Source organism: Actinocorallia populi (genome assembly GCF_002995495.1).
GTDB lineage: Bacteria > Actinomycetota > Actinomycetes > Streptosporangiales > Streptosporangiaceae > Actinocorallia > Actinocorallia populi.
In genome coordinates this window covers 1-2,352 of the sequence record NZ_PVZV01000022.1, presented here as the reverse complement: position 1 = coordinate 2,352, position 2,352 = coordinate 1, and the positions used below count along the sequence as shown (strand labels likewise).

The 2,352-nt window shown below is 68.0% G+C and carries 2 protein-coding genes and 1 pseudogene; all 3 read left to right on the top strand.

The window, feature by feature from the left end; all coding sequences use genetic code 11:
* Window positions 1-244 (top strand): ABC transporter permease subunit (locus tag C2865_RS39000; RefSeq protein WP_157964115.1); only part of this gene is annotated, 244 nt, incomplete at its 5' end.
* Window positions 245-293: 49 nt separating this feature from the next.
* The gene (locus C2865_RS38995; RefSeq protein WP_106403814.1) at window positions 294-2,048 is read left to right on the top strand and encodes an ABC transporter substrate-binding protein; all 1,755 of its coding nucleotides are present in this window, start codon (window positions 294-296) and stop codon (window positions 2,046-2,048) included.
* 97 nt (window positions 2,049-2,145) lie between these two features.
* Window positions 2,146-2,352: pseudogene (locus C2865_RS38990) on the top strand (ABC transporter permease); the annotation flags it as partial.

Below are 2,352 nucleotides of genomic sequence, written 5' to 3'. Positions count from 1 at the left end.
CATCGTCTACGCGACGCTGCTGATCCCGACCAACATCCTCTTCGAGGCGGCGCTGTCCTTCCTGGGCGTCGGCGTCATCCCGCCCGCCCCGTCGTGGGGCGGGATGCTGACCCTGGCGGTGCCGACGTACCAGAACACGCCGTTCTTCATGATCGTTCCAGGGCTCGCGATCTTCGTCACGGTCCTGGCCTTCAACCTGCTCGGGGACGGGCTGCGCGACGCACTCGACCCCCGGGCCCGGTGAACCCGCCGGGTTCGCCGTCGTTCCCCACAGAAAGAGGTGTGCCGGTCACATGGGCAAGTTCACCACGACCGCCGTCACGGCGGCGGTCGGCCTGATGCTGAGCGTGGGCCTCGCGGCCTGCGGCTCGGAGGACTCAGGGTCGTCGGACTCCTCCGCCCCCGGTTTCAACGCCGTCGAGAAGGGCGTCGTCAACCCGTCGGACAAGAAGGGGGGAACGATCCGCTACGCAAGCTCGGACGACTGGGACTCGCCCGACATGGGCGATACGTATTACGCGTTCTCCCAGAACTTCGGCCGGCTCTACAGCCGGGCGCTGACCACCTTCAAGCCGGGCCCCGGCCAGGAGAGCCTGGAGGTCGTCCCGGACCTCGCCGAGTCGCTGGGCACCCCCTCGGACGGCGGCAAGACCTGGACCTACAAGATCCGCAAGGGCGTCAAGTTCGACGACGGCACCGAGGTCACCTCCAAGGACGTCAAGTACGCCGTCGAGCGCTCCAACTTCACCGACGAGCTCCAGCTCGGCCCGAAGTACTTCAAGCAGTACCTGGTGGACAACCCCGGCGGTTACAAGGGCCCCTACAAGGACAAGTCCGAAGAGGGCCTGAAGTCCATCGAGACGCCGGACGACCACACCATCGTCTTCCATCTCAACCAGCCGTTCTCGGAGTTCGACTACCTGGTCCTGATGCAGACCCAGCCGGTCCCCAGGGCCAAGGACAACGGTCTGGAGTACCAGAAGAACATCGTCTCCAGCGGCCCCTACAAGATCGACAGCTATGAGCGCGGCAAGCTCATGAAGTTGTCGCGCAACCCGCACTGGGACAAGGCGACCGACCCGTACCGCACGGCGCTGCCCGACAACATCGAGGTCGCGCTCAAGCAGAACGCCGACGACCTGGACCAGAAGCTGCTGTCCGGCGCGCTCGAGATGGACATCGCCGGCACCGGCGTCCAGGGCGCCGCGCAGCCCACGGTCCTGGGCGACGCCAAGCACAAGGCCAACGCCGACAACATCACCGCCGGCTACCTGCGCTACGCCGCGGTCAACAAGCACGTGAAGCCGCTGGACGACGTGCACTGCCGCCGCGCCGTCGCCTACGCCACCGACAAGGTCGCCGCGCAGACCGCCTTCGGCGGTCCCGTCGCCGGCGGCGAGATCGCCACGACGATCCTGCCGCCCAGCGTCACCGGCTACCAGAAGGCCGACCGCTACCCCGTGGGCGCCGACCAGCACGGCGACCTCGCCAAGGCCAAGGAGGAGCTGGCCGCCTGCGGGCAGCCGAACGGCTTCACCACCAAGATCTCGGCCCGCTCGGACCGGCCCAAGGAGGTCGCCGCGGCCCAGGGCATCCAGCAGGGACTGGCCAAGGTCGGCATCAAGACCGAGATCGTCCAGGTCCCCGCGGGCGACTACTTCAACAAGTACGCCGGCACCCCCAAGTGGGTGCACGACAACAACGTCGGCATCATGCTCATGGCGTGGGCCGCGGACTGGCCGTCGGGCTTCGGCTTCCTCCAGCAGATCGTCGACGGCCGGGCCATCAAGCCCTCCGGCGGCACCAACCTGCAGGAGACCGACCTGCCCGACGTCAACCGGCTGCTCGACGAGGCGATCGAGGACACCGACGCCGCGGCGCGCAACGCCCGCTACACCAAGGTCGACGAGCTGGTGATGGAGGACGCGGGCATCGTGCCGCTCATCTACGCCCGGCTGCTGCTGTACCGGCCCGCGAACGTCACGAACGTGACGCTCACCCACGGCTACGGCGGCATGTACGACTACCTCAACCTGGGTGTCGAGTAACTCGCGCAGGCGACCGAGTCCGTAGAAGGCAGGTGAAGGCCTGACGGCCGCCGGCCCGTCCCTCCCGGGGCGGGTCCGGCGGCCGGAGCCGCCGCTCGTGTTCAGTTTCCTCATCCGGCGCGCGATCAGCGCCGTCGCCATGCTCCTCATCGTCAGCATGGTCACCTTCGGCATCTTCTTCCTGCTGCCGAGGCTCGCGGGGCAGACCACCGACCAGCTCGCGGCCGCCTACGCGGGCAAGGCCCCGACGCAGGAGGCGATCACCGACATCAAGGAGCGGCTGGGTCTGGACGATCCGATCGCC